Annotated in this window: 15 protein-coding genes and 1 pseudogene; 7 read left to right on the top strand and 9 right to left on the bottom strand. The window is 75.6% G+C overall.

What is annotated here, in order from left to right; genetic code table 11:
* Positions 1-4 precede the first annotated feature (4 nt).
* From ACZ4W5_RS08555 to ACZ4W5_RS08525, 7 genes are all read right to left on the bottom strand, one after another.
* A complete protein-coding gene (locus ACZ4W5_RS08555) occupies positions 5-1,195 on the bottom strand; it encodes a thiopeptide maturation pyridine synthase (RefSeq protein ID WP_465653618.1) in 1,191 nt (396 codons plus the stop codon).
* Positions 1,188-2,189 (bottom strand): lantibiotic dehydratase C-terminal domain-containing protein, encoded by a 1,002-nt coding sequence (locus tag ACZ4W5_RS08550; RefSeq protein ID WP_465653617.1) that lies wholly within the window; start codon positions 2,187-2,189, stop codon positions 1,188-1,190. The genes ACZ4W5_RS08555 and ACZ4W5_RS08550 overlap by 8 nt, the downstream gene beginning before the upstream one ends.
* Positions 2,182-4,914, bottom strand: coding sequence for a hypothetical protein (locus tag ACZ4W5_RS08545; RefSeq protein WP_465653616.1), 2,733 nt, complete (start codon positions 4,912-4,914; stop codon positions 2,182-2,184). Before ACZ4W5_RS08545 ends, ACZ4W5_RS08550 begins: the two co-directional genes overlap by 8 nt.
* Positions 4,915-5,099: 185 nt before the next feature.
* Positions 5,100-5,264 carry a hypothetical protein gene (locus tag ACZ4W5_RS08540; protein ID WP_360234200.1) on the bottom strand — a complete coding sequence of 55 codons (165 nt, stop codon included), beginning with the start codon at positions 5,262-5,264 and terminating at the stop codon, positions 5,100-5,102.
* A 203-nt stretch (positions 5,265-5,467) separates the two neighbouring features.
* The gene (locus ACZ4W5_RS08535) at positions 5,468-5,869 is read right to left on the bottom strand and encodes a pyridoxamine 5'-phosphate oxidase family protein (RefSeq protein ID WP_360234203.1); all 402 of its coding nucleotides are present in this window, start codon (positions 5,867-5,869) and stop codon (positions 5,468-5,470) included.
* Between the two features lie 113 nt (positions 5,870-5,982).
* Positions 5,983-6,612 (bottom strand): MBL fold metallo-hydrolase, encoded by a 630-nt coding sequence (locus ACZ4W5_RS08530; protein ID WP_360234206.1) that lies wholly within the window; start codon positions 6,610-6,612, stop codon positions 5,983-5,985.
* Positions 6,609-7,694 (bottom strand): S-(hydroxymethyl)mycothiol dehydrogenase, encoded by a 1,086-nt coding sequence (locus tag ACZ4W5_RS08525; protein ID WP_402480552.1) that lies wholly within the window; start codon positions 7,692-7,694, stop codon positions 6,609-6,611. Before ACZ4W5_RS08525 ends, ACZ4W5_RS08530 begins: the two co-directional genes overlap by 4 nt.
* 645 nt (positions 7,695-8,339) lie before the next feature.
* On the opposite strand from ACZ4W5_RS08525, the gene ACZ4W5_RS08520 reads away from it, so the two are divergent.
* Both ACZ4W5_RS08520 and ACZ4W5_RS08515 read left to right on the top strand, forming a co-directional pair.
* Positions 8,340-9,560 (top strand): cytochrome P450, encoded by a 1,221-nt coding sequence (locus ACZ4W5_RS08520; protein WP_465653615.1) that lies wholly within the window; start codon positions 8,340-8,342, stop codon positions 9,558-9,560.
* Positions 9,557-9,832: a ferredoxin gene (locus tag ACZ4W5_RS08515; RefSeq protein ID WP_465653614.1), complete on the top strand. Its 276-nt coding sequence runs from the start codon at positions 9,557-9,559 to the stop codon at positions 9,830-9,832. Before ACZ4W5_RS08520 ends, ACZ4W5_RS08515 begins: the two co-directional genes overlap by 4 nt.
* A 109-nt stretch (positions 9,833-9,941) precedes the next feature.
* On the opposite strand, the gene ACZ4W5_RS08510 is transcribed toward ACZ4W5_RS08515, so the two are convergent.
* Together ACZ4W5_RS08510 and ACZ4W5_RS08505 are read right to left on the bottom strand one after the other, a co-directional pair.
* Positions 9,942-11,189 (bottom strand): phosphotransferase family protein, encoded by a 1,248-nt coding sequence (locus ACZ4W5_RS08510; RefSeq protein ID WP_465653613.1) that lies wholly within the window; start codon positions 11,187-11,189, stop codon positions 9,942-9,944.
* 200 nt (positions 11,190-11,389) lie between these two features.
* A complete protein-coding gene (locus ACZ4W5_RS08505) occupies positions 11,390-12,376 on the bottom strand; it encodes a helix-turn-helix transcriptional regulator (RefSeq protein WP_402480562.1) in 987 nt (328 codons plus the stop codon).
* A 465-nt stretch (positions 12,377-12,841) separates the two neighbouring features.
* Between ACZ4W5_RS08505 and ACZ4W5_RS08500 the strand changes: the two genes are divergently transcribed.
* The 5 genes and pseudogenes from ACZ4W5_RS08500 to ACZ4W5_RS08480 all read left to right on the top strand — a co-directional run.
* A complete protein-coding gene (locus tag ACZ4W5_RS08500; protein ID WP_465653647.1) occupies positions 12,842-14,098 on the top strand; it encodes an IS256 family transposase in 1,257 nt (418 codons plus the stop codon).
* Positions 14,099-14,446: 348 nt separating this feature from the next.
* Complete coding sequence (locus ACZ4W5_RS08495; protein WP_360234227.1) at positions 14,447-14,605, top strand: hypothetical protein; 159 nt, start codon at positions 14,447-14,449, stop codon at positions 14,603-14,605.
* Between the two features lie 118 nt (positions 14,606-14,723).
* Entirely contained in the window at positions 14,724-14,936 is a 213-nt protein-coding gene (locus ACZ4W5_RS08490) for an MbtH family protein (protein WP_360234230.1), read from the top strand.
* A gap of 116 nt (positions 14,937-15,052) precedes the next feature.
* Positions 15,053-24,820: an amino acid adenylation domain-containing protein gene (locus ACZ4W5_RS08485; RefSeq protein WP_465653612.1), complete on the top strand. Its 9,768-nt coding sequence runs from the start codon at positions 15,053-15,055 to the stop codon at positions 24,818-24,820.
* 190 nt (positions 24,821-25,010) lie between these two features.
* Positions 25,011-25,786: pseudogene (locus ACZ4W5_RS08480) on the top strand (condensation domain-containing protein); the annotation flags it as partial.

Here is a 25,786-nt window from a genome sequence, read left to right as displayed (position 1 = left end):
CGGCTCAGCTCCGCTGCGGGTCGGTGGTTGCGGGGACGGGTTCGGGGACGGGTTCGAGGGCGGGCTCGCCGGGGTGGCGCTCGGCGGGGTGGCGCTCGGCGGGGTGGCGCTCGCCGGGATGGCGCTCGGCGTAGGCGCGGGCCCGCTCCAGCGCGCTGACCCCGAAGGTGGACTCGACGGTGCGGGCGGTCAGGTAGCAGAGCAGGAAGCGCTGGGTCATCGAGAGGCCCAGCCGGTCGAGGTGGGTGTACAGCTGGTTGATCGCCAGCCGGTGGCCGCGGAACCACGTCGTGGACATCACCTCGCTGCGGTACGACTCGTTGCCGAGCAGCAGGCCGAGCAGTTCGCCGAGTCGGGGCTCGGCGAGCAGGGGGGTGCGGGCCGCGTGGTCCAGGTCGATCAGCCCGCCCTCCAGCAGCGGCAGGGCGGCGGCCTTGCGGTCCCGCACGTACCCGGCCCACTCGGCGACGAAGGGCAGCTGCCCGGTGCCGTCCAGGGTGTCGAGCACCGCGGCCAGGTCGCGGCCGAGTTCGCCGCGCAACTGCTGGAACCGTGCCTCGAAGGCGGCCCGGACGGCGGCCGGGTCCGCGCACTGGGCGAAGAAGCCCTCGGCGTGCGAGGCGAAGGACATGAAGCCCCTGGACACCGGCGGCAGACTGGTGTGCGCGAAGGCGAACATCAGCCACAGCGCGGGCCGCAGCCGGCTGTGGCCGGTGCGGCGGACGTGCTCCAGCACGGGGAAGGCGAGCCGGCTGCTCGCGGCGTGGCCCGCGTCCAGCAGTTCGGCCAGCAGCGGGCTCCCCAGGACGTGCCGGCGGTCCTCGTACAGCTCGGTCTGGAGGGTGTTGTCGGGGTACCACGGCGACAGCGGGCCGCGCTCGTCCAGCAGCGCCGCCCTACGGGCGTGGCCCGCGGTCTCCCGGGCCTCGTCCAGGACGGCGGTGGACGGGCTGCGCCGCAGGAAGGCGGCCAGCCGGAGTTCGGCGGCCGGCTGCACGATCTCGCGCCAAGCACTGTCCGTGGTACGGAAGTTGAGCCGAACGTGCGGACCGCGCCGCCAGTGGCGCTGGAAGTACGGCTGCTCGATCACGTCGGCGAGTTCGGCGAACAGGGGGCGGACGGCGTCCAGCAGCAGCGCGTCCTTGTCGTCCTGGTAGTAGCGGATCTGGAGGCTGCGCCAGTCGGTGTCAGTCACGGTGGTACCCGGTCCTCGCGGGGTCGGTGGATGGGTCGGCGCGGCCGGCGCCGGAGGGGGCCGCGGTCAGCCCGGACTCGACGAGGCGCCGGATGCGCTGCTCGACGCCGTGGTCGAGGCCGAGCCGGTTGTGCAGCAGGTGGACGCAGCGCAGCAGCACGGCCAGCACCGCGCGCTGCCCGGGCGCGGCGGAGCCGGGCGGCGGGACGGCGGTGGGGTGGGGGGCGGTGATCCGCAGCCGGCCGCGGGCGTCCAGGCCGAGCAGTTCGGCCCGCAGCTCGCGCACCGAGCGCAGCCAGCGGTCCTTGGGGCCGCTGCCGGTGGCCGGGCCGTCGGCCTGCCGCCAGCCGCGGGCCACCCGGTCCGCCATGGCGGGGTCGGGCGCGCCGCCGGGGCGGGCCCGCAGCGCGGCGGCCAGCCGGCCCCGGTCGGGCTCCCAGGCCGCGAGCGTCAGGATCAACGCGTCCGCGCCGAACCCCGCACGCTGCGGCCCGGTCGCCCCGTCGGCGAGCAGTCCGAGCGCGAGGTCGCTGGAGAGGGTGAAGTGCTGCTCCACCGCGCGGACCGCCTCCGGCCCGCCGAACACCGCTTCCTCGGGCCGGTACCGGATCTCCTCGACGGCGTCGTGCTCGCGCACCGACCGGTCGTGCTCGGCGAGCCCCTCGGCGGCGGCCAGCCGCTCGGCCCAGGCCGCGTAGTCGGCGGGCGGCATCCGCCCGGCGGACGGGTGGGCGTCGAGGTGCCGGCCCAGCGCGGTCCGGGCCCGCTCCCGCACCGCGGCCGCCCGGGCGGCCGTGCGCGGCAGCAGCCGCAGCCGCAGGTGCGGGCCGCCCTCCCAGTAGCGCAGGTAGAAGTACTCGTCGATCAGCCCGTCCCGGCGCAGTTCGGCGACCAGCGGCCGGACCGTGCGCACCAGCAGCGCGGTGGCGTCGGCCGTGCTGAACGCGTGCAGGCTCAGCCACTCCCGGCCGCTCCCGCGCCCCGGCTCAGCCACGACCGGCCCCCGCCGTCCGAGCGGCGGCACCGGGGTCGGCGCCCGGGTCGGCGCACGGGTCGACCTCGACCACGTACTCCACGACCCGTCGTCCGAGGCCGCCGAGGACGGGCGCGGCCGCCGGGTCGGGCAGCGCCTCCTGGAACAGCAGGACGCGGTCGGGGCGGGTGAGCAGGCGGTGGAACAGCAGGACCAGGTCGGGGTTCGCGAGGTCGAGGAACATCGGCTTGCGGTCGCGCAGTTCGCCGAGGTCCCCGGGGCGGCGCGGCTCCCGGCCGCCGGCCGACCGCTGCGGCGCGGGGCGGTCGGGGACGGCCCGTACGAAGGTGCGTTCCGGTACGCCGTGCCGGCGGGCCCAGTCGGTCAGCCGCAGCAGGTAGTGGGCCTCGTGCTCGCCGCGGCTCTGCCGTGGGACGGCGTCGGCCCGCACGCACCACGAGGCCCGGGCCACGACGACCCGGCCGACGGCGGTGCGCGGCCGGTGCAGGACCTCGCGGGAGTGCTCGGCGGGCGTGGTCGTCAGCAGCTCCCACAGCCCGGCCGAGGGCCCGGGGGTCTCGCCGAACAGCCTGACCAGGAGCAGCATCAGCGGCGGCAGCAGCCGGTCGGCCATGGTGCCCAGGTGCAGCGGCCGGACCTCCGGCCCGTCGGGTCCGTGGCGTAGCACGAGCCGCCGCCGGAGCGGGTCGTGGTCGACGAAGAGCTCGGCGGCGGGCAGGCGTTCGGCGGTGGGCCGGTGGCTGTCGACGCCCGGGGTGTCGATCTCGAAGCGGACACCGTCGGCCCGCAGGTTGAGGTTGCTGCCGAAGGCGCCGCCGCTCTCGGCGAACAGCACGCCGCCCGGGACGTCTGCACCCAGGTCGGTGTCCGCCGTCCCGTCGGCGAGTTCCGGCAGGGCTCGGCGCAGCCTGGCGGTGCCGTGCCCGTGGCCGGCGCCGACGCCGTTGAGGACGAGGTCGAGGTCGCCGTCGTCGTCCCGGCCGGCCTCCTGCACGTAGCAGGACAGCCGCCCCGGGGCCGACCGGTCGGGTGCCAGGTCGGCGAGCAACCGGTCGACGGCACGGGCCGGGAGGCGGACGACGCCGTCCCCGTCGGCGGGGTGGTCGCGCAGGAAGGCGATCGCCTCGGCCCGCAGCCCGGCGAGCTCCCGGACGGCGGGCACCGGGCTGGCGCCCGGCGGGTGCCCGGCGGCCGTGGCCGGGTTGAGCAGTGCGCCCAGTTCGGCCGCGGCGCTGCCGGGCCGGGCGTCCCGGAGCCGGGTGACCAGGGCGCGGTGGAACAGCGGGAACGGGACGGGCCCGGCGTGGTCGGCGAAGACCTCCGCCGCGACCAGCCGCAGTGCGGCGTCGGGCCGGAACAGCGCGAGCAGCCGCCCGACGGCGGCGAGGTCCGCGAGCGCGCCCGCCCAGCGCCCGGGGTCGCCGTGCAGGACGACCTCGGTGAAGACGGCGTTCTCGTGGAAGAGGTTCTTGCGGGGCGGCGCCTGGGTCCGGTCGCCGGGCGTGCCGTGGGTCTCCAGCAGACCGGTGATCTCCCGGTCCACCCGCCGGTGCAGCGCCGTCCGGACCGCCGCCGACTCCCCGGGGTAGGCCGTCAGGGCGCGCCGGACGGCCTGCAACTCCCGCTGCCCGTCCGGGAGTTCCCAGCGTTCGAGGTGGCGCAGCAGTTCGCCGAGGTGGTCCGGGGACTGGTCGGCGAACGGCAGCGCCGCCTCCAGCAGGCCGACCTCGACCAGCTTGGCAAGATAGGCCGTCGCCGCCGCCGTGTCGGGCCGGGCGGCCGGGCGCCCGGCGCGGGCCGCGAGGTGGTCGCGCAGTTCGGCGCCGGTGCGCGGGCCGCCCGCCCGCAGGAAGTCGACGCAGGCCCGGGTCGCCCCGTCCGCGGCGACCGACAGCACCCGCTCCGACCAGCCCGGTGCGACGAACCAGAAGCGGCCGTCCTCCTCGCACAGCGTCGGGTTGACCCGCAGCACCCGGCCGCGCGGCGGCGTGCGCGGTCCGGCCAGCGCGTGCGCCAGCCGCTGCATCACCCAGACGTTCGGCTCGACGACACTGCGCCAGGCCGTCGCCCCGGTCGGCGCGACGGCGGAGCCGCAGCGGCGCCACTCGCCGAGGCCGGTCACGGTGAAGGTGGCGTACGGGCTGGTCTTGGCGGCCGCCCGGGCCAGGTACTTGACCAGGCGCAGCCTGGTGCGGCGGGCCGGCTCGGTGCCGGCCGGGGCGTCGAGCCACGCGGTGAGCGCGTCCGAGAGCATCGGGTTGCCCTGGACCAGCCCGTGACGGAAGGCCGGGGTCGCGGCGTGGCGGCGCACGGCTGACAGAGCGTCCGGGAGGTCGCGGTCGTAGCGGTCCGGGAGCGCCGCGAAGTCCTTCCGGTGGGCGCGCAGCGCCGCCAGCCAGGCGTCGATCCGCTCGGTGAGGACGGCCGGCAGGGCCTGCCGGACCGCGTCCGACCAGACCGCCGGACCGGGCGCGCTCGCGCCGTGGAGGCTGCGGCGCAGCGCCACCACCCGCGGTTTCAGCTCGGAGCCGGCCAGCGCGCCGATCACCGGGTGGAGGGCGTCGGCCAGCAGTGCGCCCTCGCGGGCCAGCCGGTCGCGTTCGGCGAGCAGGTGGTCCACTGCGGCTCGGACGGCCGGTCGGCGCAGCTCGTACAGGGCGTCGGCCGGCAGGCCCGCGACGCGGACGGCGAACCGGCTGACGGCAGGGGTGGTGGGGGCAATCACGGTGGGAACGCCGTTTCGTCTCCAGAGGGTCCGACGGCTCTTCCCAGCGCGCCGGAGGGGTACCGCCGGTCAGTCACCGGTGGTCGTGGTGGCGGGGAGCGTCCCGCGGGCCCTCGCCGGGTCCGACGGGACCCGCGGGACGCTCCTCAGTGGCTACCCGTGAGCCGGGTGCCCTGCCCGGTCGATCAGGTCAGGCTGAAGTAGCAGTGGCAGCCGTAGGGGGCGCAGGAGGCGCCGACCTCGGTGTGCGCACTGTCGGTGGCCAGCGAACCGATGGCGTCGCCCTCGGCGAGCTCGATGCCGGTGACGTCCAGGGCGTCCAGGTCGAGCGAGTTCAGCTGCATGTCCATGGTGACGGTCCTTCCTCTCGTTCCGTCGGCCCGTTCGGGCTGACAGGAGAACCTTCACAAGCGCCGATCTACAGCCGATATACGGAAGTGCCGTCAGGTCATGGGCGCCCTGCACCAGGGCCTCGCCCGGCCGGCGGACGCGGGACCGTCCGGCGCGGCGCGCGGAGAGGGGCAGGGTGGGGTGCGGCCCGGTGGCGGTCGGGTCAGGGGCGGCCGAGGACGGCGGTGACGGTGATCTCGATGACCACCCGGTCGGGGTTCTCGCGCGGCGGGCGGTAGCGCTCGGCGTAGCGGCGCTCGGCGTCGGCGACCTGCTCGGCCGAGTCGCGCAGCACCGCGACACCCTCCAGGGTGGACCAGCGGGCCCGGTCCACCTGGCAGACCGCGACGCGCAGTCCCTCGGGGCCGGCCGCCGCCACGTTGCGGGCCTTGCGGCTGGTGCGACTGGTGATCACCCGGGCGGTGCCGGTCGCCGGGTCGAAGGTCACGCCGACCGGCACTACGTGCGGCGTGCCGTCGGGCCGGGTGGTGGTCAGGGTGGAGATGTGCCGCTCGCGCCAGAAGGCGAGGAAGGCGTCGTCGAGGTCACGCGGGTCATGGGCCATGATCGCGATCGTACGACCCCCGGGGCGGCGCTCCGCCCGGGGGCCGTACGGCGTGCGGCAGGCGGCCGGGGCCTCGGTGGCCGCAGGCGGTCCACTCCGGCAGGGCCGGGGCCTCAGTGGCCGCGGGCGATCCACTCCGGCAGGGCCGGGGCCTCGGCGCCGATGGTGGTCGGGTCGCCGTGGCCGGTGCGCACCACCGTGTCGGCCGGGAGCGACAGCAGCCGCTCGCGGATGGACTCGATGATGGTCGGGAAGTCCGAGAAGGAGCGTCCGGTCGCGCCCGGGCCGCCGTGGAACAGCGTGTCGCCGGTGAACACGGTGCCGAGGCCGGGGGCGTGGAGGCAGACCGCGCCGGGCGCGTGGCCCGGGGTGTGCAGCACGGTCAGCTCGGTGCCGGCCACCTCGATCCGCTGCCCGTCGGCGAGTTCGCCGTCCGGGAGCCGGTCGGGGTGGGTGAGCTTCCACAGCGGGAGGTCGTCCGGGTGCAGCAGGATCGGCGCGCCGGTGCGCGCGGCCAGGGCCGGGGCGGCGTCGATGTGGTCGTTGTGGGCGTGGGTGGAGACGATCGCCAGCAGCCGGCGGCCGCCGAGCGCGGCCTCGATGGCGTCGGCGTCGTGCGCGGCGTCGATCACCACCGCCTCCTCGTCGTCACCGACGATCCAGACGTTGTTCTCCACCTCCCAGCTGCCGCCGTCGAGTTCGAAGGTCCCGGCGGTGACCAGGCGGTCCACCCGGGCGGTCACAGGATCACCACCGAGCGGAGGACGTCGCCGTCGTGCATGCGCTCGAAGGCCTGCTCCACCTCGTCGAGCCCGATCCGCTCGGTGACGAAGGCCTCCAGGTCCAGGCGGCCCTGGAGGTGGAGGTCGATCAGCATCGGGAAGTCCCGGGAGGGCAGGCAGTCGCCGTACCAGGAGGACTTGAGCGCGCCGCCGCGGCCGAAGACGTCCAGCAGCGGCAGTTCCAGGGTCATCTCCGGGGTCGGCACGCCGACCAGGACGACGGTGCCCGCGAGGTCGCGGGCGTAGAAGGCCTGCTTGTACGTCTCGGGCCGGCCGACGGCCTCCACCACGACGTCGGCGCCGTTGCCGCCGGTCAGCTCCCGGATCGCCTCGACCGGGTCGGTGGTACGGGAGTTGACGGTGTGGGTGGCGCCCAGGGAGCGGGCCTTCGCCAGCTTGCGGTCGTCGATGTCCACCGCGATGATCTTCGCCGCGCCGGCCAGCCGGGAGCCCATCACGGCCGCCCCGCCGACGCCGCCGCAGCCGATCACGGCGACGGTGTCGCCGCGGCCGACGTTGCCGGTGTTGATCGCGGCGCCGAGGCCCGCCATCACGCCGCAGCCCAGCAGGCCCGCGACGGCCGGGTCGGCGGCCGGGTCGACCTTGGTGCACTGGCCGGCCGCGACCAGGGTCTTCTCGGCGAAGGCGCCGATGCCCAGCGCCGGGGACAACTCGGTGCCGTCCAGCAGCGTCATCCTCTGCTTCGCGTTGTGGGTGGCGAAGCAGTACTGCGGGCGCCCGCGCTCGCAGGCCCGGCACTGGCCGCACACCGCGCGCCAGTTGAGGACGACGAAGTCGCCCGGCCCGACCTCGGTGACGCCCTCGCCCACCGACTCCACGACGCCCGCGGCCTCGTGGCCGAGCAGGAACGGGAACTCGTCGTTGATGCCGCCCTCGCGGTAGTGGAGGTCGGTGTGACAGACGCCGCACGCCTGGATCCGCACCACCGCCTCGCCGGGCCCCGGGTCCGGCACCACGATCGTGGTCACCTCCACGGGTGCGCCCTTGGCGCGCGCGATGACTGCCTTGACCTGCTGGGCCATCCGATTCCACCTCCGTCGGCCGGTACGGCTACGCACCGGCGTGACCTGCGACAAACGACTGCGGGAGAACTCTAGAAGCACTTCCGAAGGAGTGCCTACGAAGGGTAGCGCCCGCCCGGCCGGGGGCACGTGCCACGGGCATGCCCGGCAGTCCTGCCCGGACCACCCGGCGCTCGCCCCCGCGCGGGCCCCGCGCGGCCCCGGCGCGGCCTCGGACCAGGGGCGCGCGGGCGGCGCTGAGCGCCCGTCAGCGTGCCACGAACTGCCCGGAAAGCGCCGCCGTTGGCTGGAAGTGCCGCAGACGGGCACCCCGCCGTCCACGTACGGTCGTAGCAGAGACGGTCCACGCGACCACGCTCAGCACACCCGCCCCACCTGACGGCACGCCACCGCGCGCCGCTCGTGCCGGGCGCGTACCGACCGTACGCCCCCGCACGTTTCGCGCCATCCCGCGCCGTCCCGGGCACGGGCCCGCGCCCCCGCGCGGGCAACGTTCCCGGTCCCACCGCGTCCCACCGCGTCCCACCCGCACCGCCGGCCCCGAGTCGAGCCGCCCCGGCCGAACCGCCCGTCCCCGCACGAACCCCGGATCCACCCCCCGTCGGGCCGCCCCGCGCGGTCCCTGCCCTGGAGTCTGGAGTACGGATGTCCACCGAGAACAGCGCGACCGGTGCCGGCACCGGCACCGCCCCGCTCCCTCCGCTGCACTGCCTGCGCCACCTGGAGCCCGGTCCGCCCCGGCTCGCGGCGCTGCCCACCGGCACGCCGGTCTGGCTGGTCAGCCGGCACGCCGACGTCCGGCAGGTGCTCACCGACCCGCGGCTCGGCCGCGCCCCGCTCTACGCGCCGGACGCGCCGCCGCTCATGGTCACGCCCAACATCCTGGACGACCCGCAGAGCATGCTGAACATCGACGGCACCGAGCACCAGCGGCTGCGCCGCACCGTGCAACGGGCCTTCACCCCGCGCGCGATCGCGCGCTGGAAGCCCTGGGTCGCCTCGGTGATCGAGTCGCTGATCGACGAACTGATCGACCACGGCTCCCCCGCCGACATCGTCGCCACCTACACCCGGCCGCTGCCGGTCCTGGTGATCAGCCGGCTGATGGGCCTGGACAACCTCGACAGCAAGCGGCTCGCCCACTGGAGCGACCACGCGCTCTCCACCACCGCCTACAGCGCCGAGGCGATCGCCACCGCGATGACCGAGTTCGCGGCCTTCGGTGCCGAGGTGATCGCCGAGCGCCGTGCGGCGCCCGGCGAGGACCTGGTCAGCAGCCTGCTGGCGGCCGCCGCCGAGGACGGCTCGATCACCGAGGGGCAACTGATCGCCCTGGTCATCGGACTCGTGGTGGCCGGTCACGAGACCACCATGACCAGCCTCGGCAACGCCCTGGTCTACCTGCTGGAGGACGGCCGGGACGCCTGGCAGCGGCTCGCCTCCGACGAGGCCAGCGCCGCCGTCGCGACCGAGCAGATCCTGCGCGCCGTACCGCTCGGCGACGCCGCCGAGCACATGCCCGGGCTGCTGCGCCGCACGGTGGAGGACGTCGAGATCGGCGGGGTGGTCATCCCGGCCGGCAGCGTCGTCGCCGCCGACACCGGCGCCGCCAACCAGGACCCGGAGGTCTTCACCGGGGACCTGCGCACCGAGCTGTTCTCCCCGCTGGCCGCGCCGATGCTCACCTTCGGCGCCGGACCGCACCACTGCCTGGGCGCCTGGCTGGCCCGGATGGAGCTGGAGCTCGCCCTGCACCGGCTGGCCCGGCGGCTGCCGGCGCTGCGGATGGCCGACGCGGCCCAGGACATCGACTGGCGGCGCGGGCTGCTCACCCGCAGCCCAAACACGCTGAGGGTCACCTGGTGACGGGGCCGACCGGGCCCGCCGACACCTCGGCGGCCGAACCCGTGCTGGTCCGGGTCGACCGGGACCGCTGCATCGGCTCCGGGATGTGCGCCCTGAGCGCCCCCGAGTCGCTGGCCCTCGACACCGACGGGCAGGCCCGGCCGGTGGCCGGGTACGCGGACGGCGGCGCGGAGTTGACGGACGGGCTGACCGAGGCGGTGGAGTACTGTCCGGTCGAGGCGCTCACCCTGCTCTCGGCCCGTGGCGGCCACCGGATCGAACCGCCCGAGTGACCCGCCGGACCGGGTGACCGCACAGCCCCGTGACTCCGTGATCCCGTGACCCCGTGATCCCGGTGGCGCCTGCTGAGACTGCGGCAGCAGGCGCCACCGGGCCGGTCGGTCAGAACGGGGAGGACGGTCGGGACGCGGCGGCCAGGGCGGCGCGGAGTTCGGCGGCCGGGTCGCCCTCGTGGTACGGGCGTTCGCTGGGCTCGATGTGGTCCAGGAACTCCTGGTAGCGCAGCGCGTAGGCCACGTGGTGGAGCGGAGCGGCGAGTTCGAGGGCGCGCTGCGGGTCCGAGCCCGGGGCGTGCTCCCGCCAGGCCGCCGTCCAGACCTCGGCGTGGTGGCGCCAGGCCGCCGGGGTGAGGTAGGCCCGGGGGCGCAGCCCGTCCAGGGCCGGGTGGCCGAGGCAGGCGTCGGCGTAGTCGACCACGACCGGGCGGGCGTCGCCGGTGCGCCAGTTGCCGGGGTGGAAGTCGCCGTGCAGCAGCGTCTCCGGGAGGCCGCAGGCGGCCAGTTCGTCCAGCAGCGCGGGCAGTTCGGCGGCGAACCCGTGCAGCCGGTCGCGTTCGGGCGCCGTCAGGTCGGTCTCGGCGGGGAGCCGGTCCAGCAGCGCCGTCAGCTGGGCGTGCAGGGTGGCGGGCGTGCGGTCGCGCAGCCCGGCCAGGGCCGTGGGCCGTCCGGCCAGGGCGGCCTGGGCGGCGACGAAGCGCGGGACGACGTCGGCGACGGTGGCCTCGTCCGGGCTCCAGCAGTCCTCGCCGGGGACGTGGTCGAGCAGCAGCCGGCCGGCGGCCGGGTCGGCGGCGAGCACCGGCGGGACGAGGCTGGGGTCCACCCCGCCGAGCAGCGCGATCACCTCCCCCTCGGCGGCGTTGAACTCCGGGCCGGTGGTCTTCAACCAGGCGTCGGCACCGGTGGGGGAAGGGAAGCGGAAGAGGCCGGACAGGTTCCAGGTCCGGATCTGCCGCGCCGCCCCGGTCGGCCGGCCGAGGTCGGCGAGCCGCTCCTGCGCCCAGCCCAGCGCCGAGCGCAGCCCGTCCGGGGTGGCCCAGGCGGCCCGCCGGGCGGCGGGGGCCAGCAGGGCGGCCGTCCCGGCGTCCGGCGGGCGGGGTGTCAGGGCGGCGGGCGCCCGGAGCGCCTCGGCGTGGTAGCGGACCCGGCCGCCGTGGCCCGGGTCCGCGCTGTGCCCGTCGAGCAGTCTGGTCACCAGGACCGGCACACCGGCCAGTTCGGTGGCCCGGGCGACCACGCCGTCCACTGCGGACCACCAGCCGAGGTCCGTCTCGAAGGGGCCCAACTGCCCGTAGTAGGCGCTTCCGTGGGTGAGGTCGACGGTCACGGTCCGGCTGTTCGCTCGCTGCATCCGAGCAGCTTCGCCCACGGCGCGAGGCGGCGGCGACCGGTTTTCCCCGGGGCCGGACCTGCTCGTCGCCGGGGCCGCCGTGAGGCTGCGCTGCCCGAAGCCTCCTGCTGGGGTTCCGCCCGGTCCGTCTCACCGGGGAACGCCACCCCGGTCCGTGTCGCCCGGGCGCTGTCACCCGGGCGCTGTCGCCGGGGCCGACGTCAGAGGTCGTCGAGCGGCTCGTCCAGGACGCCCTCGCGCGCGATGATGTAGCCGAGGTGGCCCCGGCTGCGGCTGCCGAGGAGCTCGCTGGCCTTCTGGATGTGACTGGAGACCGTACGGGTGCTCATCCCGAGGCGGGTGGCGATCGCCTCGTCGGTGAAGCCGTTGACCATCAGCCGCAGGACGTTGCGGCGGGTGCGGTCGGTGAGCAGCTGGGGGCGGTGGTGGCCCTCCAGGTAGGTGACGGGCTCGGCACGTTCCCACATCAACTCGTAGATCTTGAGCAGGTACTCGACCAGGGGCGGGAACTGGATGAGCACCGCGGCAGCCTCGCGCTGGGCGCCGGCCGGGATGAAGGCGGTGGAGCGGTCGCAGATGATGACCCGGTCGAAGACCTCGTTGAGGGTGCGCACCTGGGCGCCGCGGGCGGAGACCTGCTCGATGTAGGCCAGGGTCGGGCCGTGCGAGCGGACGGTGTGCTGGTACAGGGTGCGCTGGCGGACGCCGCGTTCGGCGAGGGCGAGGTCGCGCGGGAGGGCGGCGGCCAGGTGGTCGGCGCCGCGGCCGCCGCCGGGCTGGGCGGTACGCAGTTCCTCGGTGCAGTCGGCGACGGCCTTCTCCAGCGCCGGGTTGATCTCCTCGCCGGCCAGCTGGCGGATCGGGAGCTGGGCCTGTCTCATCACGTCGCGGTAGGCGTGCTCGGCGGCGGTGAAGGCGGTGCGCAGTTCGGCGAGCTGCTCCTGGTGGGCCAGCACGGCGAGTTCGAGCGGCCGGGTCAGGCCGGTGACCGCGAGGTCGGGCGGGACGGGGGCGAGCCGGTGCCCGGCGCCGGGCAGGGTGCGCAGCAGGCCCATACTGAGCAGGCACTCCGGGGCCTGTCCGGCGACGGCGCCGCCCTCGGCGAGTGCGACCCGGTAGAACTCGACCCCCCGGTCACACAGTTGGGGTGTCCCCTTTTCCGTGCTGGTGTCCTGGCATAGGCACATCTGGGCATCCTTCCGGCTTCGGCATTGCGCTTTCACGAATGCCCGCACCGGCAACAGCCAGACGTCCGGAAGGGCAGGATGGTGCTCACCTGCCGTTCGGACGCATCCCCCCCGGGCCACGACAGCCGCGAGTGTACGCGCTAAGGACGCGGAAATCAGTGGTTGTCGGCGAAACCGGGCATGCCCGGCAACGGCGTCCGACGGTGGTGACGGCGAGGACGACCGTACCCGGTTGCGGTAACGGGCGGGTGGCCGCCGCATTGCGCGCGTCGCCCCGTCAGGGCGGCCGGAGCGAAGGGCCGGTGAACCGGCCCGGCCGACGGACGGACGGAGGGCACCCCCTTGTTGCGAGCTGATCCCGACCCGCCCCCGCCGGTGGAGACCCCCGGCCCGGTGAACCCGGCCCGACTGGTGGACCCGGCCCGGCTCGGGGATCCGGCCCGGCTGGTGGAACCGACCGGGCTGGTGGATCCGGCCGGGCTGGTGGACCAGCGGCTGGTGCGGCAGCTCGCCGAGGCGGCCGCGGCCCAGGTCGGCGCGGGCTCGGTGCAGTTGCTCGGCGACGGCGGCCTGCTCCAGGCGCTGGCCAAGCAGTTGATCGAGCGTGCGTTGGAGCTGGAGTTCCAGGAGCACCTGCGCGGCCCGGGCACCAACAACCCCGCGGGGGCGGCCGGCGGCCCGGGCGGCTCCGGCGGACCGTCCGGCCACCGTGGCCGCAACGGCCCGAACGGCGCCAGGGCCAGGCGCTTGCTGACCGAGATCGGGCCGGTCGAGGTGCGGGTGCCCCGGGACCGGGAGGGCAGCTTCGCCCCCCGTACGGTCCGCCCCCGGGCCCGCCGGCTGCCGGGGCTGGACCGGCTGGTGGTCTCGCTCACCGCGCGCGGCCTCAGTTCGAGCGAGCTGGTGGCGCACCTGGCCGAGGTGTACGGGGTGGAGATCAGCCGGGAGACCGTCTCGGTGATCACCGACCAGGTGCTCGACGAGCTCGACGACCGGCGCGGGCGCCCGCTGGACCCGGTGTACCCGGTGGTCTTCGTCGACTCGGTGCGCAGCGGGCGTTCGGGCGGCCCGCTGGTGCACCTGGCGCTGGGGATCTCCACGGACGGGCTGCGCGAGGTGCTGGGCCTGTGGCCGGCCGCGGACGGCGAGCAGTGGCCGCAGGTGCTGGCCGGGCTGGCCGAGCGCGGGGTGCGGGAGGTCTGGGTGCTGGTCGGCGCCGCCGGTGCGGGGCTGACCGAGGCGGCGGCCGCGCGGTGGCCGCGTACCGTGGTGCACACCTCGGTGGCGCATCTGCTGCACGCCGCGCTGCGGCACGCGCCGGGCGAGGACTGGGGCGGGCTGGCCCAGGTCCTGCACGAGATCTGTACCGCGCCCACCGAGGCGGCGGCGCTGGAGCGGTTGGGCCGGGCCGAGCGGGAGTGGGGGCCGGGCAACCGCGAGGTGTTCCGGGTCTGGCGGGCGGCGTGGCCGCTGCTCGCCCCGGGGTTCCGGTTCGGCCCGGAGGCGCGGCGGCTACTGGCGGGCGGCGGGGCGCTGGAGCGGCTGCACGCCCGGCTGCGCCGGATCGAGCAGGCCGCGGGGCGGGTGCGGGACGAGCGGGCCGCGCTCAAACGCGTCTATCTGGCGACCCTCGCCCTGGAGTCGCCGGCCGGGGCCCGCCGGCCGTGGACCGGGGACTGGCCGGCCGTCCGTGCCGAGTTGCGCCGTGGGTCTCGACAGTGAGGCCCAACTTCCTTGGTATGAGCTGTAGTTGAGATTGCCTCAGCAAGCCCGGCGGTGACCTGTCGCGGGCGCCACCGACCTCCGCCGACCCCCGGCTCCCGACCTCCGGGGTGGGGTTCCGGCCATGGGCCGGACCTCCGTGCGCCCGCCCTCCCACCACTGATCTGACAGACCCAGGTGCTCTTTGCATCAGTTCTGCCCGATTTTGGCACAGTCTGTTCACGCTTCCGGTTCCCGCATTGCGTGATCCCGATAACGGCCAGAGCTTCCACGCCAGTTTGGGCCTCGGCAGGATTCATTCACAGCGAGGAGCGCACACACCGCCCGCCTCAGGAAGAGGAATTCGCCATGACGAATCTTGCCGATCGCATTCACAAGATGCTCGGAATTCTCGCCGTTCTGCTGGTCGCCGGGATCGGCCTCCAGATCCACGCCGCACCGTACCAGTCCACCGTTGCCGCAGGTCCCTCGGCCGTGCACGGGGACGACTCCGGCTGGGGCCCGTGAACACACTGGCGCAAACTCGGGGCGAACTCGGTGAACCGCCGGCCGACATGAGCCGTTCACCGCGCGCCGAGGAAATTCCCCCCTCCTCGTAATTCTCCGAACTGAGAGGAAACCGACGATGGCGAACCCGTTCGACGACCCCGAGGCCGACTACCTCGTCCTGGCCAACGACGAGGGCCAGCACTCGCTGTGGCCGGTGTTCAGCCCGGTGCCCGACGGCTGGCACCAGGTCTTCGGCGCGGCCCGCCGGCCGGAGTGCGTCGAGTACGTGGAGCAGCACTGGCAGGACCTGCGGCCGAAGAGCCTGATCGCCCACCTGTCCGGCCACTGACCGGCCGTCACTGAGGAGCCTCAGTAGGGCCACCGGTTCACGGGACCACCGCCACCGACCACGCCGACCGGGCCGACCGCCCGCGGGTCACGCAGCAACGAGGGAGAGAGAACCAGATGTCCGGGGACCAGCAGACGCACAGAACCGACCCGCGGCCGGGACCGGCCGAGGTGCTGTGTCGACTGTTCGCGGAGGTGCTCGGCCGGGAGTCGGTCGACCCCGCGGCGGGCTTCTTCGAGCTGGGCGGCGACCGGCCCGCCGCCGTACGGCTGCTGGCCCGGGTGCGCGCCGAGCTCGGGTTCCGGGTGCCCCTGCCGCTGCTGCTGGACGCGCCGACCCCGGCCGACCTGGCCACCCGGCTGGCCGACCCGGCCCCGGCCGCTCCCGACCCGCGCCCGACCCTCACCTCCCTGGTCGACGCCCAGGTCGCCCGCACCCCGGACGCCCCCGCGCTGTACGCCGGGTCCACCACCCTCACGTACGCCGAACTGGACGCCCGGGCCAACCGGTTGGCCCGGGTGCTCGCCGCCCGCGGCCTGGGCACCGAGGACGTGGTCGCGCTCGCCCTGCCCAAGTCCCCCGAGGCGGTCGCCGCGGTCCTGGCCGTGGCCAAGACCGGCGCGGCCTGGCTGCCCGCCGACCCGGCCTACCCCGCCGAGCGGCTGCGCCACATGCTCACCGACTCCCGCGCCGCGCTGGTGCTCACCACCGCCGGCACCGCCGAGCGGCTGCCCGACACCGGCGCCCCCCGGCTGCTGCTCGACTCCCCCGAGCACCTCGCCGAGCTGGCCGACCGGCCCGGCACCCCGTTCACTGCGGCCGAGCGGGTCCGGCCGCTGAGCGCCGACCACACCGCGTACGTCATCTACACCTCCGGCTCCACCGGCCTGCCCAAGGGCGTGGCCGTCACCCACACCGGGCTGCCCAGCATGATCGGCACCCAGGTCGCCGTCACCGGCGTCGGCCCCGGCAGCCGGGTGCTCCAGGCCGCCTCGCTCAGCTTCGACGTCTCCGTCTCCGACCTGGCCGTGGCGCTCACCACCGGCGCCGCGCTGGTCCTCCCGCGCGAGCAGAGCCAGCTGGTCGGCGAGGCGCTGGCCGAGCTGATCGACCGGTACGGCGTCACCCACGCCGACCTCGCCACCGCGATGGCCGCCACCCTGCCGGACGCCCCGCTGCCGACCCTGCGCACCCTGATCGGCGGCGGCGAGGCCATCCCGCGCGAACTGGCCGCCCGGCTCGGCCGGGACCGGCTGATGCTCAACAGCTACGGGCCGACCGAGACCACCGTCATCGTCACCATGAGCGAGCCGCTCACCGGCGCCGAGCAGCCCCCGATCGGGCACCCCTGCCGGCACGTGCGGATCCACCTGCTGGACGAGCGGCTGCGCCCGGTGGCGCCGGGCGCCGTCGGCGAGCTGTACGTCTCCGGCCCGCACCTGGCCCGCGGCTACCTGGGCCGCCCCGGCCTGACCGCCGACCGCTTCGTCGCCTGCCCGTTCGGCGCCCCCGGGAGCCGGATGTACCGCACCGGCGACCTCGGCGCCCTCCGCCCGGACGGCCAGCTGGACTTCCTCGGCCGGGCCGACGACCAGGTGAAGATCCGCGGCTTCCGGGTCGAGCTCGGCGAGATCGAGCAGACCCTCTCCGCCCACCCCGGGGTCCGCCAGGCCGTGGTGCTGGTCCGCGAGGACCGCCCGGGCGAGCGCCGGCTGGTCGGCTACACCGTCGGCGCCGCCGACCCGGCCGAGCTGCGCGCCCACTGCGCCGGGCAGCTACCCGACCACATGGTGCCCGTCGTCGTGGTGCTGGACCGGATGCCGCTGACGCCCAACGGCAAGGTGGACAAGCGCGCCCTGCCCGCGCCGGCGCTCGGCACCGCCGAGGAGGGCGGCCGGGCCCCGACCGGCGAGGTGGAGCACACCCTCGCCCGGCTGTTCGCCGAGGTGCTGGGGCTGCCCCGGGTCGGGGTCACCGACTCCTTCTTCGAGCTCGGCGGCGACTCCATCGTCGCCATCCAACTGGTCTCCCGGGCCCGGCAGGCCGGACTCCGGCTCACCCCCCGCGCCGTCTTCGAGGCGCCCCGCGTCGAGTCGCTGGCCCTGCTCGCCCGCCCGCTGGAGGGCCCGGTCGCCGTCGAGCCGGCCGGGGCCGGCCTCGGCGAGGTGCCGCCCACCCCGATCGTGCACTGGCTGTCCCGGCAGCAGGGCTCCGTCGGCAGCTTCTACCAGTCCACCCTGCTCACCCTCCCCGCCGGGACGGGGCACGCGGAGCTGGTCACCGCTCTCCAGGCGCTGCTCGACCACCACGACCTGCTGCGCGCCCGCACCTCCCCGCTCGCCGAACGCCCCTGGACGCTGCACGTCCCCGCCCCCGGCGCCGTCCCCGCCGAGGGCCTGCTGCGCACCGCCGGCGGCCCGGCCGAGCCGGACGCCCTGCGCGCCGCCACCGAGGCCGCCCGCGACCGGCTCTCCCCCGAGGACGGCCGGATGGTCCAGGCCGTCCGCTTCGACGCCGGCCCGGACCGGCCCGCCCGGCTGCTGCTGGTGATCCACCACCTGGTGGTGGACGGCGTCACCTGGCGGATCGTCGAGGAGGACCTGCTCGCCGCGCTCGCCGCCGCCCGCGCGGGCCGCACGCCCGAGCTCCCGCCGGTGCCCACCTCCTTCCGGCGCTGGGCCCAGCGGCTCACCGCCGAGGCCCGCAGCGACCGCCGGGCCGCCGAACTCCCGTACTGGCAGGCCGCGCTGGCCACCCCGGACCCGCTGCTCGGCGCGCGCCCGCTGGACCAGGCGAAGGACACCTACGCCACCGGCGGCGCCCTGCGCGTGGTGCTGCCCGCCGACACCACCCGGGCCCTGCTGACCGAGGTCACCGCCGCCTACCACGCCCAGGTCAACGACGTCCTGCTGACGGCGCTGGCTTTGGCCCTCACCCACTGGCGCGGCGACTCGGCGGACCCCGACGGCGCCGTGCTGGTGAACGTCGAGGGGCACGGCCGCGAGGAGGTGGTCGAGGGCGTCGACCTGCACCGCACCGCCGGCTGGTTCACCTCCGTCTACCCCGTCCGGCTCGCCCCCGGCCCGCTCAGCTGGGCCGAGGTCACCGCCGCCGGACCGGCCCTCGGCCGGGCCCTCGGGCTGGTGAAGGAGCAGCTGCGCGCCGTTCCCGACAACGGCATCGGCTACGGCCTGCTGCGCCACCTCAACCCGGCCACCGCCGAGGTGCTCGCCCAACACGCCTATCCCCAGGTCGAGTTCAACTACCTGGGCCGCTTCCAGCCCGAGGGCGTCAGCGCCGAGGACGTGCTCGCCGGGGCCGAGGCGATGACCGAGGGCGCCGCCCCCGACCTCGCGCTCGGCCGGGTGCTCGGCCTGGACGCCACCACCGTCGACACCCCGCAGGGCCCGCTGCTGGTCGCCCAGTGGTCCTGGGCCGGCGAACTGCTCGACGAGGAGCGGGTGCGGGCGCTCGCCGAGGCCTGGTTCACCGCCCTGCGCGCACTCGCCGAGCACGCCGAACGGCCGGACGCCGGCGGGCACACCCCCGCCGACTTCCCGCTCGTCTCCCTCGACCAGGACGAGGTCGACCGGCTCGCCGAACTCCACGCCCCCGCAGAACTCGTGGACGTCTGGCCGACCTCCCCGCTGCAGCAGGGCATGGCCTTCCACGCCGCGTACGACACCGAAGGCGCCGACGTCTACACCTCCGTCTGCACCTTCGACCTCACCGGCCCGGTCGACGCCGACCGGCTGCGCGCCGCCGCCGAGGCCCTGCTGCTGCGCCAGCCCAACCTCCGGGCCGGCTTCCACCAGCGCCCCGACGGCCCGCCCGTCCAGGCCGTCCCGGACCGGGTCGAACTGCCCTTCACCGTCCTCGACCTGACGGGCCACGCCGATCCGGAGGCCGAGGCCGACCGGATCGCCGCCGCCGAATACGGCCGCCGCTTCGACCTCGCCCGGCCGCCGCTGCTGCGCTACACCCTGCTCACCCTCGCCCCCGGCCGGCACCGGCTGATCGCCGCCGCCCACCACATCCTGCTGGACGGCTGGTCCACCCCGCTGTTCGCCGAGGAGCTCTGGGCCCTCTACTTCCGGCAGCCGCTGCCCCCGGCCGCCCCCTACCGGGAGTACCTGCGCTGGATCACCGGGCGCGACGGCGCCGCCGCCCGCGACGCCTGGGCCCGGGCCCTCGCGGGCGTGGACGAGCCCACCCTGCTCGCCCCCGGCCGCACCGCCGCCGCCACCCCGCACCTGCCGCTGCGCCTGCACACCGGCCTCACCCCGGAGGTCACCGAGGCGCTCGGCCGCACCGCCCGCCGCTACGGCGTCACCCTCAACACCCTCGTCCAGGCCGCCTGGGGCGTCCTGCTGGCCCGGCTCACCGGCCGCACCGACGTGGTCTTCGGCACCACCGTCTCCGGTCGGCCGCACGACCTGCCGGGCGTCGAGCGGATGATGGGCCTGCTCATCAACACCGTGCCGGTGCGGGTCACCCTCGACCCGGCCGAGTCCTGGGGGCAGCTGCTGCTGCGCCTCCAGCACGAGCAGTCCGCGCTGCTGGACCACCAGCACCTCAGCCTCACCGAGATCCAGCAACTCGCCGGACTGGGCAGGCTGTTCGACACCGTCACGGTGTACGGCAACTACCCCGACCCGTCCGCCCTGGACACTGCCGACCCGAGCGGCGCCACCCAGGTCACCCTGGTCGAGGACGTCGACAGCGCCCACTACCCGCTGCTGCTCGCCCTCACCCCGGGCGACGGCCTCCAGCTGCGGCTGGACCACCAGCCGGACGCCTTCGGCCCCTCCGAGGCCCGTACGCTGCTGGACCGCTTCCTCGCCCTGCTCGACCGGATCGTCGCCGATCCGGCCGAATTCCTCGGCACCGTGGATGTGTTGACCGAGGCGGAGCGCGCGCAGCTGCTGTCCGGCAGGCACGGGCCGGTGGCGGAGGTGCCCTCGGGTACCCTCCCCGAGCTGTTCGAGGCGCAGGCCGCCGCGACGCCCGAGGCGATCGCCCTGGTCGCGGGTTCCACCGAGCTGACGTACGCCGAACTCAACGCCCGGGCCAACGGTTTGGCGCTGCGCCTGGTCGCGGCCGGGGTACGGGCGGAGACGCCGGTCGCCCTGCTGCTGGAGCGCTCGCCCGCGCTGGTGGTGGCCGTGCTGGCGGTGCTCAAGGCCGGCGGCAGCTACGTCCCGCTGGACGACGCCCAGCCGCAGGAACGCCTCACGGCCGTGCTCGCCGACGCGGGCGCCCGGATCGCCGTCACCGACCGCGACCACCCGGCGCTGGCCGGACTGACCACCCTCGCGGTCGGCGAGGAGACCGCCGCCAACCTCGATCTCCCGTGGCGGGCGGCCCAGTTGGCCTATGTGATGCACACCTCCGGCTCCACCGGCACCCCCAAGGGCATCGGCATCACCCACCGTTCGATCGTCGACCTCGTCCTCGGCGGCACCTTCGCGGGCGGCGCCCACGACCGCGTGCTGGTCCACTCGCCCACCGCCTTCGACGCCTCCAGCTACGAACTCTGGGCCCCGCTGCTCTCCGGCGCCCGCCTCGTCCTCGCCCCCGCCGGACGCCTCGGCGTCACCGAACTCACCGACACCATCGAACGCGGCGGCGTCACCGCCGCCTGGATGACGGTCGGCCTGTTCAACGTGCTGGCCGCCGAGGCACCGCAGGCCTTCGCCGGGCTGCGCGAGGCATGGACGGGCGGGGACGTCGTCTCGCCGGCCGCGCTGCACCGGGTGCTGGAGCACTGCCCCGGGCTGCGGGTGGTGAACGGCTACGGCCCCACCGAGACCACCACCTTCGCCACCCACCACCGGATGACCACCGCGGCCGAGGTGCCGGACAGCGTCCCGATCGGCCGCCCGCTCCCCAACACCCGGGCCTACGTCCTCGACTCCGGCCTGCGCCCCGTCCCGGTCGGCGTCCCCGGCGAGCTCTACCTCGCCGGGCCCGGACTGGCACGCGGCTACGTCGGCCGCCCGGGCCTGACCGCCGAACGCTTCGTCGCCGACCCGTACGGCGCCCCCGGCACCCGGATGTACCGCACCGGCGACCTCGCCCGCTGGACCATCACAGGCGAACTGGAGTTCGTTGGTCGAGCGGACAACCAGATCAAGCTGCGCGGCTTCCGGATCGAACTCGGCGAGGTGGAGGCGGCGTTCACCGCCCACCCGGCGGTCGGCCAGGTCGTCGCCGTGGTCCGCGAGGACCGGCCCGGCGACAAGCGGCTGGTCGTCTACGTCACCGGCGGGGCCACGCCCGAGGACCTGCGCGCCTTCGTCGCCGACCGGCTGCCCGGCTACATGCTCCCGGCCGCGACCGTCCCGCTGGACGCACTGCCGGTCACCCCCAACGGCAAGGTCGACCGCCGCGCCCTGCCCGCCCCCGACTACCGGGGTGCCGAGGGCCGGGCCCCGCGCACCGATTCCGAGCGGGCACTGTGCGAACTCTTCGCCGGGGTCCTCGGATTGGCGTCGGTGAGCATCGACGACGACTTCTTCGACCTGGGCGGCCACTCCCTGCTCGCCACCAAGCTGGTCAGCCGGATCCGCACCGCCCTGGGCGCGGAGCTGCCGATCCGTGCCCTCTTCGACAGCCCGACCGTGGCCGCGCTGGCCACCGCGCTGGCCACCGCCCTGGCCGCCACCCTGCCCGCCGTCGACGCCCCGGCCCGCCCGGCGCTGCGCCCGCAGGCCCGGCCGGCCCTGGTGCCGCTCTCCCCCGCCCAGCAGCGCCTGTGGTTCATCGAGCAGTTCGAGGGCCCGAGCGCCCTGTACAACACGCCCGTCGCGGTCCGGCTCACCGGCGCGGTCGACCGCCCCGCGCTGGAACTGGCGCTGCGCGACGTGGTGGCCCGGCACGAGGTGCTCCGCACCCTCGTCCCGACCACCGACGGCCAGCCGCACCAGCTGGTCACCGACGCCCCCGAACTCGCCCTGCGCGCGGAGCCGGTGGCCTCCGAGGACGCGCTGCGCACCGCCCTGGCCGCAGCCGGCCGGGAGGTCTTCGACCTCGCCCGCGACCTGCCCGTCCGCGCCACGCTGTTCTCCCTGCCGCACGACGAGCACGTCCTGCTGGTCCTGATGCACCACATCGCCGGCGACGGCTGGTCCGTCGCCCCGCTCTTCCGCGACCTCGCCACCGCCTACCGGGCCCGCCACGCGCACACGGCACCCGACTGGCAGCCCCTGCCGGTCCAGTACGCCGACTACGCCCTCTGGCAGCGCGAGCTGCTCGGCGACCAGGAGCAGCCCAGCGCCCTGCTCACCGCCCAACTCACCCACTGGCAGCAAGCCTTGGCGGACGCCCCGGAGGAGCTGGCGCTGCCCTACGACCGCCCGCGACCGGCCGTACCGACCCACCGCGGCGGCCTCGCCATGGCCGTCGTCGACGCCGACCTCCACGCCGCGCTCGCCGAGTTGGCCGCCGGACGGCAGGCCAGCCTGTTCATGGTCCTGCAGGCCGCCGTCGCCACCCTCTACACCCGCCTCGGCGCCGGCACCGACCTCCCACTCGGCACCCCCGTCGCCGGACGCACCGACGAAGCCCTCGACGACCTGGTCGGCTTCTTCGTCAACACCCTGCTGCTGCGCACCGACACCTCCGGCAACCCCGGCTTCCGCGAGCTGCTCGACCGCGTCCGCCGCACCGACCTGGACGCCTTCGACCACCAGGACATCCCCTTCGAGCGCCTGGTCGAGCAGCTCAACCCCACCCGCACCCCGGCCCGCCACCCGCTCTTCCAGACGCTCGTCGCCCTGGAGAGCCGCGCGGCCGTCCCGACCGCCTTCGGCGACCTGGCCTGCGCCGAGCACCCCTTCGAGCTGGACGTCGCCAAGTTCGACCTGTCCTTCCGCTTCACCGAACAGGGCCCGCAGGCGGGCCTGACGGTGGCGATCGAGTACGCGACCGACCTCTTCGACCCGGCCACCGCCACCACCCTCGCCGAGCGCCTGCTGCGGGTGCTGCGCGCCGTCACCGCCGACCCCGACGCGCCGATCGGCACCATCGACGTCCTCGGCCCGGACGAGCGCGAACAGCTGCTCACCGGCTGGAACGACACCGCCGCACCCGTCCCGGACGCGACCCTGCCCGAGCTGTTCGAGGCCCGGGCCGCCGCCACCCCCGACGCCCCCGCCGTGGTCACCGACGGCGGACGGCTGAGCTACGCCGAACTCGACGCCCGGGCCGAACACCTGGCCGCCGAGCTCGCCGAAGCGGGCGTCGGCGCCGACACCCCGGTGGTCCTGCTGATGGACCGCTCCGCCGAGCTGCTGACCGCCCTGCTGGCCGTCCTCAAGGCCGGCGGCTGCTACGTCCCGCTGGACGACCGGCACCCGGCCGAGCGGCTGCGGCAGATCACCGCCGAGACCGGGGCGGCGCTCGTCCTGGTCGACGCGGCCCACCGCGACCACCCGCTCGCCGCCGACGCCCCCTGCCCCGTCCGGACGCTCACCCCGGAGTGCTTCGACGGCCCGCTGCGGCGCCGCTCCCACCGCCCCGCCGTCCACCCGGAACAGCTCGCCTACGTGATGTTCACCTCCGGCTCCACCGGAGTGCCCAAGGGCATCGCCATCACCCACCGGGACGTCGTCCAGCTCGCCACCGACCCGTGCTGGCAGCACCCCGACGGGCTGCGGGTGCTGTTCCACGCCCCGCACGCCTTCGACGCCTCGACCTACGAGATCTGGGCGCCGCTGCTCTCCGGCGGCCAGGTGGTCGTCGCCCCGGCGGGCGACCTGGACGCGGCCGCGATCGGCGCACTGATCCGGGCGCACGGGCTCACCCATGTGCACGTCACCGCCGGCCTGTTCCGGGTCATCGCCGAGGAGGACCCGGGCGTCTTCGCCGGGGTGCGCGAGGTGCTGACCGGCGGGGACGTGGTCTCCGCACCCGCCGTGCGCAGGGTGCTGGCGGCCGTCCCCGGGATCGGCGTACGGGTGCTCTACGGCCCGACCGAGATCACCCTCTGCGCGACCCAACTACCGCTGCCCGCGGCCGATTCGGTGCCGGACACGGTGCCGATCGGCCGGCCGATGGCGAACACCCGGGCGTACGTCCTGGACGACGGCCTCCAGCCCGTCCCGGTCGGCGTCCCCGGCGAGCTGTACCTCGCCGGAGCCGGCCTGGCCCGCGGCTACCTCGGCCGCCCGGCGCTCACCGCCGAGCGCTTCGTCGCCTGCCCGTACGGCGGCAAGGGCGAGCGCGTGTACCGCACCGGCGACATCGTCCGGCGCCGTGCGGACGGCGTGCTGGAGTTCCTCGGCCGCGCCGACGACCAGGTGAAGATCCGCGGCTTCCGGATCGAACTCGGCGAGGTCGAGGCCGCCCTCACCGCCCACCCCGCCGTCCGCCAAGCCCTCGCCCTGGTCCGCGAGGACCAGCCCGGCGACAAACGCCTGGTCGCCTACGTCACCGGCGACGCCACCCCCGGCGAACTGCGCGCCTTCGTCACCGACCGCCTCCCCGGCTACATGCTCCCGGCCGCCGTCCTCGTCCTCGACGCCCTCCCCGTCACCCCCAACGGCAAGGTCGACCGCCGCGCCCTGCCCGCCCCCGACTACACCGGCACCCCCGAAGGACGCGCCCCCCGCACCACCCAGGAGCGGAGCCTGTGCGAGCAATTCGCCCAGGTCCTCGGGCTGGCCACGGTCAGCATCGACGACGACTTCTTCGACCTCGGAGGCCACTCGCTCCTCGCCACCAAGCTGGTCAGCCGGATCCGCACCGCCCTGGGCGTCGAGATGACGATCCGCACCCTCTTCGACCACCCCACGGTCGGCGAGCTCGCCGACGCGCTGCCCGCGGCCCGCAAGGCCCGGCCCGCCCTCCGGCCGATGCGCCGGCCCGGCGGGCCGGCGTAGGCCCTCCCCGGTCCTTGCGGATCCTCACCGGTCCGCGCAGGTCCTCCCCGGTCCTCGCGGATCCTCACCGGTCCGCGCAGGTCCACGCAGCTCACCGCTCGTCGCAGCTCGGGCGGGGCCACCGGCCGTCCCCCGGTGGCCCGACCGCCCAGTCCCCACTCAGCACGTCATCCGTCGGAGGCAGACCGTGATCCCGTTGTCGTTCGCGCAGCAGCGGCTGTGGTTCATCGAACAGCTGGAGGGCCCGAGCGCGCTCTACAACACCCCGTTCGCCGTCCGGCTGACCGGTGGGCTCGACGCCGCCGTCCTCACCCTCGCGCTGCGCGACGTGCTCGCCCGGCACGAGGTGCTGCGCACCACCTTCCCCGCCGTCGACGGCCGCCCGCAGCAGTCGATCGCCGAGCCGGGGAGCCCCGCCGTCGCCGCCGTCGAGGTGGCCGCCGTCCCGGTCGCCGACGAGGCCGAGCTGACCGCCCGGCTGGCCGCGGCGGCCCGGCACGTCTTCGACCTCGCGACCGAACTGCCCATCCGCTGCACGCTGTTCTCGCTCTCCGCCGAGGACCACGTGCTGCTGGTGCTGATGCACCACATCGCCAGTGACGGCTGGTCCGTCCCCCCGCTCTTCCGCGACCTGGACACCGCCTACCGGGCCCGCCGGGCCGGCAGCGCGCCGCAGTGGGAGCCGCTGCCCGTCCAGTACGCCGACTACACCCTCTGGCAGCGCGAACTCCTCGGCGAGGAGGAGGACCCGGAGAGCGTGCTCGCCACCCAACTCACCTACTGGCAGCGCGCCCTGGCCGAGGCCCCGGAGGAACTGGCCCTCCCCTACGACCGCCCGCGCCCGAGCTCGCCCACCCGGCTCGGGGGGGGGGGGGGGGGGGGGGGGGGGGAGGGAGGGGGGGGGGGGGGGGGGGGGGTGGGGGGTGGGGGGGGGGGGGGGATGTTCGTGGTCCTGCCGGCCGCCTC

It is taken from the genome of Kitasatospora sp. NPDC029367 (genome assembly GCF_055569135.1).
Note: the sequence above shows the minus strand (reverse complement) of the source record. Positions and strands in the feature narration are given on the sequence as shown.

What these genes read in the sequence shown, in the direction of transcription:
- ACZ4W5_RS08540 (WP_360234200.1), bottom strand. Translation starts at nt 5,264, where the DNA reads ATGGACATGCAGCTGAACTCGCTCGACCTGGACGCCCTGGACGTCACC.
- ACZ4W5_RS08535 (WP_360234203.1), bottom strand. Translation starts at nt 5,869, where the DNA reads ATGGCCCATGACCCGCGTGACCTCGACGACGCCTTCCTCGCCTTCTGG.
- ACZ4W5_RS08525 (WP_402480552.1), bottom strand. Translation starts at nt 7,694, where the DNA reads ATGGCCCAGCAGGTCAAGGCAGTCATCGCGCGCGCCAAGGGCGCACCC.
- ACZ4W5_RS08520 (WP_465653615.1), top strand. Translation starts at nt 8,340, where the DNA reads ATGTCCACCGAGAACAGCGCGACCGGTGCCGGCACCGGCACCGCCCCG.
- ACZ4W5_RS08510 (WP_465653613.1), bottom strand. Translation starts at nt 11,189, where the DNA reads ATGCAGCGAGCGAACAGCCGGACCGTGACCGTCGACCTCACCCACGGA.
- ACZ4W5_RS08505 (WP_402480562.1), bottom strand. Translation starts at nt 12,376, where the DNA reads ATGTGCCTATGCCAGGACACCAGCACGGAAAAGGGGACACCCCAACTG.
- ACZ4W5_RS08495 (WP_360234227.1), top strand. Translation starts at nt 14,447, where the DNA reads ATGACGAATCTTGCCGATCGCATTCACAAGATGCTCGGAATTCTCGCC.
- ACZ4W5_RS08490 (WP_360234230.1), top strand. Translation starts at nt 14,724, where the DNA reads ATGGCGAACCCGTTCGACGACCCCGAGGCCGACTACCTCGTCCTGGCC.
- ACZ4W5_RS08485 (WP_465653612.1), top strand. Translation starts at nt 15,053, where the DNA reads ATGTCCGGGGACCAGCAGACGCACAGAACCGACCCGCGGCCGGGACCG.